At 58.2% G+C, this 15,292-nt stretch carries 12 protein-coding genes; 11 read left to right on the top strand and 1 reads right to left on the bottom strand.

What is annotated here, in order from left to right:
- The first annotated feature begins 35 nt into the window (after positions 1 to 35).
- A complete protein-coding gene (locus tag DXD49_RS03885; protein ID WP_117742827.1) occupies positions 36 to 1,385 on the top strand; it encodes an MATE family efflux transporter in 1,350 nt (449 codons plus the stop codon).
- A 205-nt stretch (positions 1,386 to 1,590) separates the two neighbouring features.
- Entirely contained in the window at positions 1,591 to 2,361 is a 771-nt protein-coding gene (locus DXD49_RS03890) for a transposase (RefSeq protein WP_117742828.1), read from the top strand.
- Positions 2,362 to 2,459: 98 nt separating this feature from the next.
- Here DXD49_RS03890 and DXD49_RS03895 read toward each other — a convergent pair whose 3' ends face one another.
- On the bottom strand, positions 2,460 to 2,945 hold the full coding sequence (locus DXD49_RS03895; RefSeq protein ID WP_117735051.1) for a cob(I)yrinic acid a,c-diamide adenosyltransferase: 486 nt from the start codon (positions 2,943 to 2,945) through the stop codon (positions 2,460 to 2,462).
- A gap of 91 nt (positions 2,946 to 3,036) precedes the next feature.
- On the opposite strand from DXD49_RS03895, the gene ftsH reads away from it, so the two are divergent.
- The 9 genes from ftsH (at position 3,037) to DXD49_RS03940 (ending at position 15,287) form a co-directional block, all read left to right on the top strand.
- A complete protein-coding gene (ftsH, locus tag DXD49_RS03900) occupies positions 3,037 to 4,929 on the top strand; it encodes an ATP-dependent zinc metalloprotease FtsH (RefSeq protein WP_199568954.1) in 1,893 nt (630 codons plus the stop codon).
- Positions 4,930 to 5,010: 81 nt separating this feature from the next.
- Positions 5,011 to 5,466, top strand: a complete 456-nt coding sequence (locus tag DXD49_RS03905; protein WP_117794260.1) for a DUF523 domain-containing protein — start codon at positions 5,011 to 5,013, stop codon at positions 5,464 to 5,466.
- Between the two features lie 563 nt (positions 5,467 to 6,029).
- Positions 6,030 to 8,807 (top strand): isoleucine--tRNA ligase, encoded by a 2,778-nt coding sequence (gene ileS, locus DXD49_RS03910; protein ID WP_369831600.1) that lies wholly within the window; start codon positions 6,030 to 6,032, stop codon positions 8,805 to 8,807.
- Positions 8,808 to 9,103: 296 nt separating this feature from the next.
- Positions 9,104 to 9,703 carry a signal peptidase II gene (gene lspA / locus DXD49_RS03915; protein ID WP_233541740.1) on the top strand — a complete coding sequence of 200 codons (600 nt, stop codon included), beginning with the start codon at positions 9,104 to 9,106 and terminating at the stop codon, positions 9,701 to 9,703.
- Positions 9,703 to 10,716: an RluA family pseudouridine synthase gene (locus tag DXD49_RS03920; RefSeq protein ID WP_199568956.1), complete on the top strand. Its 1,014-nt coding sequence runs from the start codon at positions 9,703 to 9,705 to the stop codon at positions 10,714 to 10,716. Before lspA ends, DXD49_RS03920 begins: the two co-directional genes overlap by 1 nt.
- A gap of 82 nt (positions 10,717 to 10,798) precedes the next feature.
- Positions 10,799 to 12,094, top strand: a complete 1,296-nt coding sequence (locus tag DXD49_RS03925; RefSeq protein ID WP_089571721.1) for a glycosyltransferase family 2 protein — start codon at positions 10,799 to 10,801, stop codon at positions 12,092 to 12,094.
- A gap of 78 nt (positions 12,095 to 12,172) precedes the next feature.
- The gene (locus tag DXD49_RS03930; protein WP_117794263.1) at positions 12,173 to 12,598 is read left to right on the top strand and encodes a prepilin peptidase; all 426 of its coding nucleotides are present in this window, start codon (positions 12,173 to 12,175) and stop codon (positions 12,596 to 12,598) included.
- A 31-nt stretch (positions 12,599 to 12,629) separates the two neighbouring features.
- Positions 12,630 to 13,877, top strand: coding sequence for a deoxyguanosinetriphosphate triphosphohydrolase family protein (locus tag DXD49_RS03935; RefSeq protein WP_117794264.1), 1,248 nt, complete (start codon positions 12,630 to 12,632; stop codon positions 13,875 to 13,877).
- A gap of 60 nt (positions 13,878 to 13,937) precedes the next feature.
- Positions 13,938 to 15,287 (top strand): replication-associated recombination protein A, encoded by a 1,350-nt coding sequence (locus DXD49_RS03940; protein WP_199406626.1) that lies wholly within the window; start codon positions 13,938 to 13,940, stop codon positions 15,285 to 15,287.
- The last annotated feature ends 5 nt before the right edge of the window (positions 15,288 to 15,292 follow it).

The raw sequence follows: 15,292 nt of genomic DNA on the forward strand, positions 1-15,292 counted from the left end.
ATTTGTTGTTTGACGTATACGAGTGGGGAGGGCGTGTGGCTAAGAAATCTACGGCTATCGATGTAACGCAAGGTGTCATTTGGCAGCAATTGCTGTCGCTGTGCGTTCCCATCTTTTTTAGTTCGTTTTTCCAGCAGGCTTACACGCTTATCGGCACCTATATCGTCGGTCAGTTTGGCGGCAAGCTTGCGCTGGGCGGCATTCAAGCCACGATGGTGCTCACGGAGCTCTGCATTGGTTTTTGCGTTGGCGTTGGCGCCGGTTGCGCCGTTATCACGGGGCAGTTTTTTGGCCAGCACGATGACGAGCGCTTGAGCCGTTCGATCCATACAGCCATGACGCTTGCGCTCGTGGGCGGTATCGTCGTTTCCATTCTTGGCATAGTGCTTGTCGAGCCCATGCTCGTTTTGATGAATACGCCGCACGAGCTTCTCGCCGAGGGCGTAGCCTATGCTCGCTGCTATTTTGCCGCCATGTTTGCGGCGCTGCTGCTCAATATGGGTACCGCGCTGCTGCGTGCCGTGGGCGATACGCGTGGCCCTGCCGTGATTATTGCTTCCGGCTGCCTCGTGAACGTGGTGCTCGATATCATTTTTGTTGCCGTGCTGCATTTGGAGGCCTTGGGTTGCGGTATCGCGGTGGCACTGACCATTTGCTCTAATGCCACGATGATTGTGATTCGCATGATGCGTGCTCCGGGCGCATGGCGTTTGTCGATATCCAAGCTCGGCATCGATCGCGGTATTTGCAAGAGCATGCTTTCGTGCGGTTTGCCGCTGGGTTTTCAATCGGCGGCGTATTCGATTTCCAACGTTCTGATTCAGGTATCGGTCAACTCGTTTGGTGCCGATGTTACGACGGCGTGGGGTCTTTCGGGCCGTCTCGACGGCATCATCTGGATGGTGACCGAGGCGCTCGGCGTATCCATCACCACGTTCTCGGCGCAGAACTTTGGCGCGCGCAATTACGAGCGCATGCGCAAGGGCTACCACACGTCGCTCGTGCTGTCGTTTTTGCTCATCGGCGGTCTGTCCGGTGTACTGTTGGTGTTCTCGGGTCCCCTGTCGCGCCTGTTTGTCGATGATGCTTCGATTTCGGGTTACACCACGACCATCATCCATTTCATTGCACCGTTCTACGCGATCTTCTCGATTATCGAGAACGCGTCGGGCTCCATCCGCGGCGCCGGCGTGAGCTTCCAGCCCATGGTTCTCACCATCTTCGGTACCGTCGTCCTAAGGGTAATCTGGGTGTTTGCGATTATGCCCTTTGATCCGTCGCTCGAGCATCTACTGCTGGTCTACCCCGTAACCTGGCTCATCACCGCAACCATGTTCACCATCTACCACCACAGCGGCAACTGGCTAGGCCGCGCCACCGCCTAGCCGGCACTTGGGGACGTTCCTTTTCTGCCGGCACAAAGGGACGCTCCTTTTCTGCCGGCACTTTGGGACACTCCTTGTGAAGCAATTTCGCCTTTTTCGGAGACTCTGTTTGCCGTGCCCTTGTAAACTGTCAAAACGGGCTCAGCAAATTAGATCGTCCGCGCCTATCAGATGTTGCCCGGTGGGTTTTTGATGGGAGGGCGATATGCCAAGAACTGGTCGAGTCGTTTCGTTAACGGGCTATAACCACATTATCGCGCGTGGAAATGGCGGCATTTGCATCTTCGAAGACGATGAAGATCGCTATCGGATGCTTACACTGTTCGAGGGTAAACTTGTCGGTAATGGCGTTGGCGTTACCGCATGGTGTCTCATGTCGAATCATTTTCATCTTATGGTCGACGATCCTCATGGAAATATATCTTCGTGCATGAGTGGCGTTCTTACGTCGTATGCGATGTATTTCAATCGCAAAACAGACCGAGTTGGGCACTTGTTCCAAGATAGATTTACTAATATTCCGGTCGAGAATGACGTGCAAGCAATTTCGCTTGCTGACTATATTCATATGAACCCGGTCAAGGCGGGCATTTCCGCCGTTGATACATATCGTTGGTCCAGTTACCGAGCATACGCTTACGGCTATGATGGATTTGGATTTTGTGACCCCGGGATTGTTTTGGATCTCGTGGGTGGATCTCTTGAGTATCGGCACTATCTTGCCGATCGAATTGACCAAGCGCCCTACGATGCTGAGCCTCGACCGCGCATTCTGGATGATGAGGCTCTTGAGGTCGCCAAAAGCGTTGCCGCCCCTATATCACTTCCCGAGCTTGTTTCCTTGAAGCCATCTGAGCGAAAGCCCATTCTCTGCAAAATGAGAAGAGCGGGTCTCACGATTAATCAAATAGTGAGGGTCGTTGGCATCGGTCGTACGTCAGTTGTTTCTGGTACGGCAGGTTGGAAGAAGATTTAGGTTACTGGATTGGTGACGGCGCAGGAGCGTCTCCAACTGCCGGCAGAAAAGGAACGTCCCCAACTGCCGGCAGAAAGGGAACGTCCCTAAGTGCCGAATTAGTATTCGATGCCTTGGCGGGCTAGGAGGCCTTCGTCGAAGTAGTGTTTGACAGGGCGCATTTCGGTTACCAGATCGGCAAGGTCGGCGAGGGGCAGCAAGCCTCGGCCGGTCAGTACGAGCTCCGTGGTGTCGGGCTTCATCGCGATCAGCGCTTCGACATCTTTGCGCGTCACAAAGCCCCGCCGCATGGCTTCTCCCAGCTCATCCAAGATCAACACGTCGACCTGGCTAATCTGCTCGCGCGCCAGCTCCATGATTTGTGCGGCACAGGCTTCGGGCGTGTCGCGGTCGGCTTGTACGATGCGCAGACCCAAACGGGGCGCCGCATCATGCTCGGCGCAGTGCAGCTTCTTCGCAAACTGCAGCATAAGCACGTTAAGTCCGTAGCCCGTCGCGCGCAAGGCGAGCCCCAACGCAGCCGTTGTCTTGCCCTTGCCGTCGCCCGTATAGATTTGAACCTTGCCGACTTCCAGTGATGCCATCTCTGTCCTTTCGTGCCCGGCGTCGGTTTATCGCCGTTCGGGTTGGGTATTCTAAAAACATTATCAACCCCAGTAGATGGAGTTCAAGCAGATGGAGATGGATGACAACAAACGTAGACGGAATATGATCCTCTACGTGCTCATCGCCTTCGTCGTCTACCTCGTGCTCTCGACCGTTCTGTTCCCCAACATCGGTCACACGCAGCAGATTACGAAGACCGATTACTCGACGTTTGTCAAAGCGCTCGATAAGAAGAGCGTTGACAAGGTCGAGTACAACACGGACGATTACTCGATTTATTACACCAAGAAGGGCGAGGACGAGAACATTGCCTACAAGACGACCGGTGTGCCGAATGACGCGGGCTTTACCGATCGCGTGCTTGAATCTGGCGCCTCGCTTGAGTCGGTCGTTCCCGATAAAAACTCGGGTTTGATGACCTACTACCTGCTCACCCTCATTCTTCCCATGGTGATTTTCTTCCTGATTGGCTGGTGGCTCAACCGCCGCATGAAGAAGGCCATGGGCGATGACGGTCCGTCGATGAACTTTGGCGGCGGCGGTTTTGGCGGCGGCGGACTGGGTAAGTCCGGCGCGCGCGTGATCGCCTCCAAGGACGTGGGCGTGACCTTTAAGGACGTCGCCGGCCAGGAAGAGGCCAAGGAGTCCCTCAAGGAGGTCGTCGACTTTCTGGAGAAGCCGCAGCGCTACGAGGAGATCGGCGCCAAGCTGCCGCGCGGTGCTCTTCTTGTTGGCCCTCCGGGTACCGGTAAGACCCTGCTTGCCAAGGCTGTTGCCGGCGAGGCGGGCGTGCCGTTCTTTAGCATTTCGGGCTCTGAGTTCGTTGAGATGTTTGTTGGTCGCGGCGCTGCTAAGGTGCGTGACCTGTTTAAGCAGGCCAAGGAAAAGGCCCCGTGTATCGTCTTTATCGATGAAATCGATACCATCGGTAAGAAGCGCGATGGCGGCGGCTTTAGCGGCAACGACGAGCGCGAGCAGACGCTCAACCAGCTGCTGACCGAGATGGACGGCTTCGATAACCACAAGGGCATTGTCGTCCTTGCTGCCACCAACCGCCCCGACAGCCTCGATCCGGCCTTGCTGCGCCCCGGCCGTTTTGACCGCCGCATTCCCGTCGAGCTGCCCGACCTGACCGGCCGTAAGAACATCCTCGAGCTCCACGCCAAGAGTGTGAAGACCCAGCCACCGATTGATCTGACCGCGATTGCCCGCGCTACGCCCGGTGCCTCGGGCGCCGACCTGGCCAATATCATCAACGAGGGCGCCCTGCGCGCCGTTCGCGAGGGTCGAAAGCGTGCAACCCAGGACGACTTCGAGGAGTCGGTGGAGGTTGTTATCGCCGGCCAGCAGCGTAAGTCCACGGTGCTTTCCGACCACGAGAAGCAGGTTGTTTCCTACCACGAGATTGGCCATGCCATTGTCGCTGCCCGCCAAAAGGGCTCTGCTCCGGTCACCAAGATCACCATCGTGCCGCGCACGAGCGGTGCTCTTGGCTATACCATGCAGGTCGAGGAGGACGAGCGTTTTCTGACCACGCGCCAGGAGGTGCTCGACAAGCTCGCTGTCTACTGCGGCGGACGTGCTGCCGAGGAGCTCATCTTTGGTGAGATGACGACCGGCGCGGCCAACGATATCGAGCAGGCCACCAAGCTCGCCCGCAACATGGTGACGCGTTTTGGTATGTCCGATGAGTTTGGCATGATGGCGCTCGGTACCGTTCAGAACGCGTACCTCAACCAGGACACGTCGCTCACCTGCGCTCCCGGTACGGCCGAGCGCGTGGACGCGATTGTCGCCAAGCTGATCGAGGATGCGCACGATCGCGCCCTGCAGATCCTCAAGGAGAACAAGTTTAAGCTTCACGAGCTGGCTCGTTATCTGTACAAGAAGGAGACGATTACGGGTGAGGAGTTCATGAACCTCCTCATGCGTGAGAATCCGCTGATGCCAAAGCAGCAGTAAAGCCGCGGCCGAGCCAGTGATCGCCGACGCCCCATTTGAGCAGCTTTCTCAAATGGGGCGTTTTGCTTGAGAGGGATGGAAATGAAGATCGTGGTGAGCGCCTGCTTGATGGGCGAGAACTGTAAATATAACGGGCTTGACAATTACCATCGCAAGCTGGTCGAGGCTTGCGAGCGTACGGGGACCGAGGTCCTGCTGGTGTGCCCCGAGGTTTTTGGCGGTCTGCCTACGCCGCGCAAGCCGTCCGAGATTGTGGACGGTGAGGTCCGCACCTGCGAGGGCACCTCGGTCGATCGCGAGTTTCGCCTGGGTGCTCAACGCGCGCTCGATATGTGCGAGCACTTTGGCGGCCCGTCCGAGATCGCTACGTGCGTCCTTCAGGACCGTAGCCCCTCGTGCGGCGCGGGCCGCATCTACGATGGTACATTCAGCGGCGCACTCACTGCGGGTAACGGCGTTTTCGTCGACCTGCTCTTGCGTAATGGGTACCGTGTTATCCCAGCGAGTGAATTTGATCCCAGCATGCTGGAGCAATAAAAAACCACCACAAAGGTGCCTGTCCCCCTTGTGGTGGTTTTGGTAGGTTAGGCGAGGAGCGTGTGACCGTAGGCGTTGGCCGCCCGGTATTTTGCTCCAAGAGAAAATCCACAGCCGCGAGATTTTTCGAACGTATAAAACCAGTGTTGAGGGTTTTTTGCCGGCGTTGACCGTGCTACTATACAGCGCATAAGCGTTGATGGGGACGAGTAGTCGGCCATCCGCATGCTACAGAGAGCGGGGAGCGCTGAGAACCCGTGCATGCAACCGATGAAAATCACCCCGGAGCTGCGGTCCCAACGGACGCGCCGCACAGGCACGTCTTAGTAGACATCGCCGAGATGGTCGTCGATACAGGCCAGCCGAGTAACGGATGCGAGCGCGTGGCGACGCGGGCGAGGGCATCTAAGCTGGGTGGTTAAGCGAAGAGCTTTTACGGGCAGTCTGCCCGTTTTGTGGCGCTTCGTCCCAGCTTGTAGGGACGGGCGCTATTTTTGGTGCCCAGAGGGCGTGTGCGCCCACGACATGAAAGGGGTACCGTGGCAAACGAGTACAAGCAGACGATGAATCTGCCCAAAACCGGATTTCCCATGCGTGCCGGTCTTTCCAAGTCCGAGCCCAAGCGACTCAAGGACTGGCAGGACAACAAGGTCTACGAGCAGGTTTTGAAGAAGAACGAGGGTCACAAGAAATTCGTGCTGCACGACGGCCCTCCGTACGCCAACGGCCCGATCCACATCGGCCACGCCATGAACAAGATCTCTAAGGACATGATCAACCGTTACTGGATGATGCAGGGCTGCGAAGTTCCCTATGTCCCCGGTTGGGACTGCCACGGTCAGCCGATTGAGCACAAGGTCGAGGAGAAGCTCGGCACCGAGAAGTTCAACCAGACCTCCACGGCTAAGATTCGCGAGCTTTGCAACAAGTTCGCTGTCGAGAACATCGAGTTGCAGAAGGCCGGCTTCCGTCGCCTGGGCGTGCTCGGCGATTGGGACAACCCGTATCTGACGCTCTATCACCAGCATGACGCCGCCGACATCGAGGTCTTCAAGGCTATGTTCGACAAGGGCATGATCTATCGCGGCCACAAGCCGGTTCATTGGTGCAAGCACTGCCACACCGCACTCGCTGAGGCCGAGATTGAGTACTCCGACGAGACGAGCCCGTCCATCTTCGTGCGCTTTGAGATGACCTCCAAGCCCGCTGGCCTCGAGAGCTTCGATGGCCCGGTCGACTTTATCATCTGGACGACCACGCCGTGGACCATCCCCTCCGATCAGGCAGTTTCCCTAAAGCCCGGTGCCGCCTACGTCGCCGTTGAGCACGACGGCCGCGCCGAGGTCATGCTCGAGGACCTGGCTCCCAAGTGCTGCGAGGAGTTTGGCTGGGAGTACACCCCGGTCACGGTCGACGGCAAGCCCTATGTGGTTCCCGCCGAGACCTTCCACCACATCCACTACAAGCAGCCGATCTTTGACGGTGTTGAGGGCGTGGCGCTGCTGGCCGATTACGTCGGTGTCGATGACGGTACCGGTATTGTCCACAACTCGCCCGGCCACGGTGTCGACGACTACTTTGCCTGCCTCAAGGAGGGCATCACCGACATCTGCATGCCGGTCGACGACGACGGTAAGTTCTACACCGGCGAGGAGTTTGGCACCGGTGGTCCCTTCAGCGGTATGGACACCGACGAGGCTAACCCGCACATCATCGAGTTCCTGCGCGAGCGCGGCACCCTGGTCCTCGAGAAGAAGATCACGCACAGCTATCCGCACTGCTGGCGCTGCAAGCACCCGGTGCTCTTCCGTGCTACCGACCAGTGGTTTGTCTCGATGGACAAGACCGGTCTGCGCGAGCAGGCTGGCAAGGAGGTCCGCGAGAACGTCAAGTGGTATCCGGCCCACGCCGCCAACCGCATTGGCGCCATGGTCGAGCAACGCCCCGACTGGTGCATCAGCCGTCAGCGCAACTGGGGCGTGCCGATCCCCAGCTACACGTGCGCCGACTGCGGCGAGAAGGTCATGAACGACGCCACGCTCGACGCCGTCATCAAGCTCTTCCACGAGAAGGGCTCCGATGCTTGGTTCACCGACGCTCCCGAGAGCTATCTGGGCGAGGCCTGCGTCTGCCCCAAGTGCGGCGGCCATCACCTCAAGGCCGATAAAGACATCCTCGACGTATGGTGGGACTCCGGCGTGTCTTGGAAGGCCGTCTGCGAGTATCGTCCCGAGCTGGAGTACCCGGCGGACGTCTACCTCGAGGGTTCCGACCAACACCGCGGTTGGTTCCAGAGCTCGCTGCTCACCTCGGTGGGTGCCAACGGCCATGCTCCGTACAAGGCGGTCGTCTCGCAGGGCTTTACCCTCGACGGCCAGGGCCGCAAGATGTCCAAGTCGCTCGGCAACGTCATCGACCCCAACAAGGTCTGCGACGAGATGGGCGCCGACATCATCCGTCTGTGGGTTGCCTCCGTCGACACCAGCTCTGACGTCTCCATCGACCACGAGATTCTCGCTCGTACGTCCGATGCCTACCGTCGTTTCCGTAACACGCTGCGCTTCTTGCTCTCCGAGCTCGAGGGCCAGTTTGAGCCCGAGACCGACGGCGTCGCCTTTGCCGACCTGCTGCCGCTCGACAAGCTCATGGTCGCCCGTCTGACCCAGGTCCAGGCCGAGGTCGACGACGCCTACGCTAGCTACGAGTTCCCGCGCGCCTACCGTGCGCTCTACGACTTTGTGGTTACCGAGCTTTCCAACGTGTACCTTGACGCCCTGAAGGACCGTCTGTACTGCGACAAGCCCGGCTCGCTCGAGCGTCGCAGCGCCCAGACCGTGCTGGCCGAGCTCTTCTCGATGCTCATGCGCGACCTGCAGCCGATCCTGTCCTACACCGTCGACGAGGCCATGGCCTATGCGCCTGCTGGCTGCGTCGATCACCAGAAGTACGCTGCGCTGCTCGATTGGTACAAGTCGCCCATCACGGTCGACGAGGCCAACGAGTTTGAGGGCGTGCTTGAGGCTTCGCTCGAGCTCCGTGGCGCCGTGACCAAGGCCCTTGAGGATGCCCGCTCCGCCGGCACCTTCACCAAGAGCCAGCAGGTCCGCGTCAAGGCGGTCGTTCCCGCCGAGATGTATGCGCTGCTGACCGGTGATAAGGCCGTCGACTTGGCCGAGTTCTACATCGTCTCCGATGTTGAGCTGACCCAGGGCGAGGAGCTTTCCGTTGCCATCGAGGCTGCCGAAGGCGAGTGCTGCGACCGTTGCTGGAACTACCGCACCACCGTCGGCGAGTACAACGGCCACGCGCACATCTGCAAGCGCTGCGCAGAGGCCCTGTAGGTTACGGCGTTTTACCAAACGCCGTAACCGGCCGACGCTGCGCGGGCCGCATTTGGACAATCTGCCGTTCAATTTCAAGGGCGCGACCGAAAGGTCAGCGCCCTTTCATTTCGCGGCACCTTGTCTCAAATGCAGCCCGCTCGCTGATTTTTGTTCTACCTGCGGTGTTTTAATGATGTGACAAAGGGACTGTCCCTTTGTCACATTGGTGGATATGTCGTGCGGTTTGCGTATGGCAATATAAGATGGTTACTTGCACAGAACGTAACTTGAGCTTTTGAGGGTAGGGGATTGATTTGGGTCGTACTGCGGATATGACGCCGTCTTTGCGTTGGCGGCTGGGTATTGCTGGTGGGGTGGCGCTGGTTGTGCTACTTGTTGACCAGCTGACCAAGCTTGCGGTTCGTGCCGTGGGCGATGCCCTGCATATGACCGTTATCCCTGGCGTGATCGATTTTGTGTTTGTTCGCAATATCGGAGCTGCGTTTAGCATGGGCGAGGGCCATGGCGTTGCGTTCGCTATGCTGGCGCTTGCGGTCATTGCCGCCATTGCCGTGTACTTGGTTCGTGCGCCTCAGCTTGCTCGCCTGGAGGTCGTGGGTATGGCTATGGTCGCGGGCGGTGCTATCGGCAACGCGATCGACCGTCTCGCCTTTGGGTTCGTGACCGATTTTATTGCCACCACCTTCATCGATTTCCCCGTCTTTAACGTTGCCGATATCGGCATTACGGTCGGTGTCGTGCTGGCACTCATCGGCTACATGTTCTTGAGCCCCGCCGCTCGCGAGGTCGATGCGACCGCCGAGCTCAACGCTCGTGACGAGGCCCGCGCCAAACGCAAAGCCAAGCAGCGTGGGGAGCGTGCCCGCAAGATTCGCGATAGGAATGAGCGATAATGGCCGATATCCATATTCTTGTTGCCGACGATGCTACCGGTCAGCGTCTCGACGCCTATCTGGGTGCCAATGACGGCTGCCCTACGCGCTCTGCCTGCGCGCATCTGATCGAGGGCGGTGCCGTTGACGTCAACGGCGAGACCTGTCTCTCCAAAAAGTACGCCGTGCGAGCCGGCGACCGCATTTCGGTCGATTTGCTCGAGCCGCACGACCCGGCCGACGTGATTCCCGAGGCCATTCCCCTCGATATTCGCTACGAGGACGACTATCTCATTGTGCTCTCCAAGCAGCGCGGCCTGGTGTGCCATCCTGCGCATGGTCATGAGAGCGGTACGCTCGCGAATGCCCTGGTCTATCACTGCGGCATCGACCATCTGGGCACCGTGCAGGGCGAGGATCGCCCCGGCATCGTGCATCGCCTGGATCGCGACACTTCGGGCCTTATGCTTGCGGCGAAGGACGACGACACCCAGCGCGCGCTCCAAAATCTTATCCGTACGCGCACGCTCGACCGCCGCTATATTACGCTCGTTCACGGACATATCGCTATGGATGAGGGCACCATTAACACCGGCATTGCCCGTTCTACGCGTGACCGTGTCAAGATGGCGGTTTCGGACGATCCTTTCGCGCGTCAGGCCATTACGACCTTTAAGGTCCTCGAGCGCTTCGATTCCACGCGTTTTGACGACGGCTATACGCTCGTCGAGTGCCACCTGTTTACGGGCCGCACGCATCAGATTCGCGTGCATATGCGCCATATCAACCACGCCTGCGTGGGCGATCCGCTCTACGGCAAGTGCGATGCACACGCCGATCAGGGTTTGACCAGGCAATTCCTTCATTCCTGGCGCGTCGCATTCGACCATCCCGTGACGGGGGAGCGCATTGAGTGCCGCGACGAGCTGCCGTGGGATCTAGCTGCGGTTCTTGACGACCTGGCCCCGCGCTCGCTTGGTCGCACCGCTGCCGGCGACGAGATCGTTCCTCAGCTCGGTCTTCTCGAAGCCTAGTCGGTATTAGGTGGTTTCTTGAACGCCCCTAGCCTGCGGTATGATATACGGTTGTTTACGTAACGCGTTCCTGGGAGCCTGCATGCTCGCCTTTTTACAAACCAACACGCCCATCGTGATCTTTAACCAGATTGTGGTTACGCTGCTCACGGTCTGCTTTCTGTACCAGGTCGTCTTCTTTGTCATTGGCGCCCTGCGCGGTGAGGTTGCACCTCCCAAGGCCAAAAAGCTCCATCGCTATGCCTTCTTCATTGCGGCGCATAACGAGGAGGCGGTAATTGCCAATCTCGTGCGCTCCATCAAAGACCAGGACTATCCGTCCGAGCTTATCGAGGTCTTTGTGGTCGCCGATGCCTGCACCGATAACACGGCGCAGCTCGCTCGCGAGGCTGGCGCCATCGTCTATGAGCGTAACGACCTGGCCCGTAAGGGTAAGAGCTGGGTCATGGACTTTGGTTTTGACCGCATTCTTAACGAGTATCCCGATACCTTTGAGGGCTACTTTATTTTCGACGCCGACAACGTTATCTCCCGCGATTACGTCTCCAAGATGAATGACGCCTTTGACCAGGGCTTCCATGTGGTCACAAGCTACCGCAACTCCAAAAACTTTGGTAGCTCGTGGATCTCGGCTGCCAACGCCACTTGGTACCTGCGCGAGGCGCGTTTCCTCAATAACGCACGTAATATCTGCAAGACGTCCTGCGCCGTATCGGGTTCGGGCTACCTTATCTCGGCTAGCGTTATTGAGGGCATGCACGGCTGGCAGTTCCATACGCTGACCGAGGATATTCAGTTCACCACGTTCTGCGCTATTCACGGCATTCGTATTGGCTATGCGCCGGCGGAGTTCTTTGACGAGCAGCCCGTGACGTTTAAGGCGTCCTGGAAGCAACGTATGCGTTGGACCAAGGGCTTTTACCAGGTGTTCTTTACGTATGGTAAGCACCTGGTCAAGTCGACCTTCCGCTATCATCGCTTTGCCGCATATGACATGTTTATGACCATCGCTCCGGGCATGCTTCTGTCCCTGATTTCCATGCTAGCCAACGCGACGTTCCTTATCGTGGGCGGACTCTCGCACGGCTTCTTGGCTACCGAAGTCGAGATGCAGGCTTGTGCCGCCTCGCTCATTATGACCTTCGCGATGATGTACCAGACTTTCTTTATCCTGGCGCTGCTCACGACCATCTTTGAGTACAAGCACATTCACTGCGCTCAAAAGTGGCGCCTGGTGACCAACCTGTTTACCTTCCCGATCTTTATGTTCAGCTATATTCCCATCACGGTGGCCGCACTGTTCCTAAAGGTCGACTGGGTCCCGACGCAGCACGCCGTCAGCGTTACCCTCGACGAGGTCATGCAGGGCGCTAAATAACCACCACCAAAACCACCACAAAGGGGACAGGCACCTTTGTGGTGGTTTTTGCTTTTGAGCAGCTGTTCATGGAGGTGCATGATGTTCTATATCCCATTTTGGATCTGCGCCTTTGCCGGTGCGGTGGTTGATGCCCGCGAGCGGCGGTTCCCGAATGAGCTTGCCGGTGCGTGCGTGGTGGCGGCGTTTGCGGGCGTTTGGCTCGACGTCGGTTTGAGCACAGCGCTTGACTACGCGGGTCTAGCCGTCATCATGTATCTTGCTCTCGTGCTGACTGAGTCCCTCTGGCGTCGTCTTCGCCAAACCCCGGGCATCGGCATGGGAGATGCCAAGGCGCTCTTCGCGCTTTGCACGCTCGACCCCATGGGTGGCATCGTGGCATTTGCCGCCGCGCTCCTGGCCCTTGCCCTCTCCTGCCTCATCACAAAATCGCGCTCCCTGCCATTGCTCCCGTTTTTGGTGCCGATTTTTGCCATAATCGAGGTCGTGGGCTGTACATTGTAACCGATTGCGCATCCTTCTTAAGGAGCATGCCATGGCAACTAATCAAGAAACGGCCGTCATCAAGGCGCGCATGGACCGTATTCCCTCGGCGTTATCGCCCGAACTTGTCGAGCGCATTGCCGCCGATCGTGCTTCGGGCTATGTCAGTCCGTATCGTTGCAACGACGACCAGGTCATTCGTCGTGTTGATCGCGTCGCCGACAAAGGTACGCTTATGCGTCCAGCGTTTATGCGCGATACCGAAAAGATACTTCATCTTCCGGCGTACACCCGGTATGCAGGCAAAACGCAGGTCTTCAGTTTTCGCAGCAACGACGACCTGTCGCGCCGCGGTCTGCACGTGCAGCTTGTTTCGCGCATCGCACGCGATATCGGCCGCGCCTTGGGGCTCAACTGTGATCTGATCGAGGCGATTGGCCTGGGCCACGACTTGGGACACACGCCCTTTGGCCATGCCGGTGAGCGATTCCTCAACGATATTTACCACGAGCGTACCGGTCGCTTCTTTTTCCATAACGTGCAGTCGGTGCGCGTGCTCGATGCCCTGTATGGCCGCAACGTATCGCTTCAGACGCTCGACGGCGTGCTATGCCATAACGGCGAGTACGAGCAGCGCGTGTTTGAATTGTCGGATATGGGCTCCTTTGACCAGTTCGATCAGACGGTTGAGGACTGTATCGCCACGGGCTATGGCGCTATTGAGCACCTGCGTCCCATGACGCTCGAGGGCTGCGTCGTTCGCATTTCGGACATCCTCGCCTACGTCGGTCGTGACCGTCAGGATGCGATCGCGGCGGGCCTGCTTTTGCCCGACGCTTTTGATGATGGCCGGGGCGGTGCCTACAACAGTTGGATCCTCACGCACGCTTCCATCGATATCGTCGAGCACAGCTATGGCAAGCCGCGCATCGAGATGAGTGAGGACCTGTTTGAGGAAATCCGTCGGGCCAAGCGCGAGAACTACGAGAAGATCTATAGCAAGGGCGGCATCGAAGGCGACTCCGAAGCGGAGCTGCGCGAGGCGTTCGAAAAGCTCTACGACCGTTGCCTGCGGGATTTAAACGAAGGCGACGAGTCTTCGTACATCTTTAAGCATCATATTTCTCGCATTGAGCAGCAGCTTTCTTACTACGATCGCGTGTATGCCTGGCAGGACGACAAGGATCAAGCCGTGGTGGATTATATCGCGAGCATGACGGACGGTTATTTCTGCGAGCTTACGAGCAAGCTGTTCCCGGGTTTAAAGTTTCCGCACCGCACCTATATTAACGAACGGTAGTTCGTATCCTTTCGGTATACTGTTGGTCAACAACGATTTTGATTGATGCACGGGATGGCTATGGACGACCTTTTTTCTGCCTCGACGCGCGAGCGTTCCTTTAGAAATGCGCCGCTCGCGGTGCGCATGCGCCCCAATTCGCTCGATGATTACGTGGGCCAGCAAAAGGCCGTCGGTAAGGGCTCATGGCTGCGTGCCGCGATTGAGCACGACGTGCTGTCGAGTGTGATTCTGTACGGGCCGGCCGGTACGGGCAAGACGACGCTGGCCCACATTATCGCCAACCATACCAAGAGCGAGTTTGTCGAGGTCAGCGCCGTCACGGGTACTGTGAAGGATCTGCGCCGCGTGATTGACGAGGCAAAGACGCGCCTGAATACCTACGACCGTCGCACCATCCTGTTTATCGACGAGATTCATCGCTTTTCCAAGTCGCAGCAGGATGCCCTGTTGCATGCAGTCGAGAATCGTACCGTCATTATGATCGGCGCCACGACGGAGAATCCGTACTTTGAGGTCAACTCGGCATTGCTCTCGCGTGGTCGCGTGGTGGAGCTTGAGCACCTCAAAGACGAGGATATCGCCACGCTTATCGAGCGTGCGCTCGAGGCGCCGCAGGGTCTGAACGGCAAGTTCTCGGCCGATGAGGATACGGTTAAGACCATCTGCACGCTGGCCGCCGGCGACGCTCGCTCGGCGCTCACGACGCTCGAGCTTGCGAGCGAGATTGCCGTCACGCGTCCCGATACCGAGGGAACGCCAGCGCCTGCGGCGGGGGAGCGCTATCCCATTACCGTGGATGACGTGAAGATTGCCAATCCGCGTCGCGGTTTTTCGTATGACAAAAACGGCGACATGCACTATGACATTATCAGTGCGTTCATCAAGTCCATGCGCGGCAGCGACCCCGATGCCACCATTTATTGGCTCGCGCGCATGATCGATGCGGGCGAGGATCCTAAGTTCATCGCCCGCCGCATTATGATTCAGGCTTCTGAGGACGTTGGTAATGCCGATCCGCAGGCACTTTTGGTGGCGCATGCTGCCTTTAAATCTGCTGAAGTTATTGGCTATCCTGAATGTCGCATTAACCTGGCACAAGCTGCGCTCTATGTGTGCTTGGCGCCTAAGTCCAATGCGTGCGAGGCCTCGATCGATGCGGCGCTAGCCGATATCCACAGCAGTGGTCTTCGCGAGGTGCCCAGTTACCTACGCGATCGCCATCGCCCTGGTAGCGATGAGTACGGCGTTTACAAGTATCCGCACGATTATCCCGAAGGCTGGGTCGATCAGCGCTACTTGCCCGACGGCCTGGAACATGGTGCCTTTTGGCAGCCTGCCGGCCGCGGTTGGGAAGAGTGGCGTGTGGAGCAAAGCGAACGTGACCGTAGCGGTAACGCGCCCAAGTAGGTCAT

Source organism: Collinsella sp. TM05-38 (genome assembly GCF_003466445.1).
Taxonomy (GTDB): Bacteria; Actinomycetota; Coriobacteriia; order Coriobacteriales; family Coriobacteriaceae; genus Collinsella.

Coding starts and splice junctions, on each gene's coding strand:
- ftsH (WP_199568954.1), top strand. CDS start 3,037: ATGGAGATGGATGACAACAAACGTAGACGGAATATGATCCTCTACGTG.
- DXD49_RS03930 (WP_117794263.1), top strand. CDS start 12,173: ATGATGTTCTATATCCCATTTTGGATCTGCGCCTTTGCCGGTGCGGTG.
- DXD49_RS03925 (WP_089571721.1), top strand. CDS start 10,799: ATGCTCGCCTTTTTACAAACCAACACGCCCATCGTGATCTTTAACCAG.
- DXD49_RS03895 (WP_117735051.1), bottom strand. CDS start 2,945: ATGGCATCACTGGAAGTCGGCAAGGTTCAAATCTATACGGGCGACGGC.
- ileS (WP_369831600.1), top strand. CDS start 6,030: ATGAATCTGCCCAAAACCGGATTTCCCATGCGTGCCGGTCTTTCCAAG.
- DXD49_RS03940 (WP_199406626.1), top strand. CDS start 13,938: ATGGACGACCTTTTTTCTGCCTCGACGCGCGAGCGTTCCTTTAGAAAT.
- DXD49_RS03890 (WP_117742828.1), top strand. CDS start 1,591: ATGCCAAGAACTGGTCGAGTCGTTTCGTTAACGGGCTATAACCACATT.
- DXD49_RS03905 (WP_117794260.1), top strand. CDS start 5,011: ATGAAGATCGTGGTGAGCGCCTGCTTGATGGGCGAGAACTGTAAATAT.
- DXD49_RS03920 (WP_199568956.1), top strand. CDS start 9,703: ATGGCCGATATCCATATTCTTGTTGCCGACGATGCTACCGGTCAGCGT.
- DXD49_RS03935 (WP_117794264.1), top strand. CDS start 12,630: ATGGCAACTAATCAAGAAACGGCCGTCATCAAGGCGCGCATGGACCGT.